The sequence below is a fragment of the Gardnerella sp. CCPDSM genome (genome assembly GCF_056754715.1).
Genome location: NZ_JBQEQO010000031.1, coordinates 1 through 1,185 on the forward strand (window position 1 = coordinate 1; position 1,185 = coordinate 1,185).

Here is a 1,185-nt window from a genome sequence, read left to right on the forward strand (position 1 = left end):
CTGTGCTTTTAGAGTGATATATAGTACTAACAAAAAGCACAGAAAAAGGAGAAAAATCATGTGGGAACAAGATACGCTTAGGGTTGAAGATCAGGTTGTAAGCTACAGTATGAAGGTTTTTGAAGAGCCAAGCGAATATGGGATTAACCAGGGGCGAATTTCCAAGCTTACTTTGAAAAACAATAACAAGGTTATCGCAAACTACGATAGAGGCTGGGACATGATGCCAACAAGCAAGCTTGCGAACGGGGCTTTAGAAATGATCCTTGACGCAAGAAACTAAAAACTTTAAGTTTAGTTAAAAGTAGCAGGGCTTTTAGGCCCTGTTTCTCGTTAAGAAAAACTAAGAAATGATGTGGGCGCTGAAAGCGTCTTTTTTTTTATGCCTAAAGAAAGGAGGAGCTTAAGTTGCAAGCATACGAGGTTACTAAGTTTAAAAAAGAAGATTCAACGTATAGTAAGGATTTAGCGGATTATGCTGTAAGTTTTATCGAATGTTTAACACACACGAAAGGAACGTGGGCGGGTAAGCCTTTTAAGCTCCTTGACTGGCAGGAGCAGATTATCAGGGACTTGTTTGGCGTGGTTAAACCGAATGGTTACCGTCAGTTTAATACTGCTTATATTGAGATACCTAAGAAAATGGGTAAAAGTGAGCTTGCCGCGGCAGTGGCACTGCTTTTATGCTGTGGGGATAATGAGGAGCGTGCCGAGGTTTATGGTTGTGCGGCGGACCGTCAGCAGGCAACGATCGTGTTTGATGTGGCGGCGGACATGGTTAGAATGTGTCCGGCTCTTAATCGTAGGGTTAAAATTTTAGCTTCGCAAAAACGTATTATTTTCCTACCAACTAACAGTTTCTACCAAGTGTTGTCGGCTGAAGCGTACTCTAAACACGGGTTTAACATTCACGGTGTTGTGTTTGATGAGCTTCACACGCAGCCAAACCGTAAACTTTTTGACGTGATGACTAAAGGCTCCGGGGATGCTCGCATGCAGCCACTGTATTTTCTGATTACCACAGCCGGTACGGATACGCATTCGATCTGCTATGAGACGCATCAGAAAGCAGTGGATATTCTCGAGGGTAGGAAAATTGATCCAACTTTTTACCCAGTGATTTATGGTGCAAAAGATTCGGATGATTGGACTGATCCTAAGGTGTGGAAGAAAGCTAATCCTTCT

The 1,185-nt window shown here is 42.7% G+C and carries 2 protein-coding genes; both read left to right on the forward strand.

The genetic code is table 11. The features are described from left to right. Positions 1-58: 58 nt before the first annotated feature. Positions 59-283: a DUF7678 domain-containing protein gene (locus ACTJLE_RS06310; protein ID WP_481267886.1), complete on the forward strand. Its 225-nt coding sequence runs from the start codon at positions 59-61 to the stop codon at positions 281-283. Positions 284-408: 125 nt separating this feature from the next. Then, the coding region (locus ACTJLE_RS06315) for a terminase large subunit domain-containing protein (protein WP_481267887.1) at positions 409-1,185 on the forward strand (777 nt) is incomplete at its 3' end.

Bases quoted from the DNA above. Each gene is read 5' to 3' on its own strand.
- ACTJLE_RS06310 (WP_481267886.1), top strand. From the start codon at position 59: ATGTGGGAACAAGATACGCTTAGGGTTGAAGATCAGGTTGTAAGCTAC.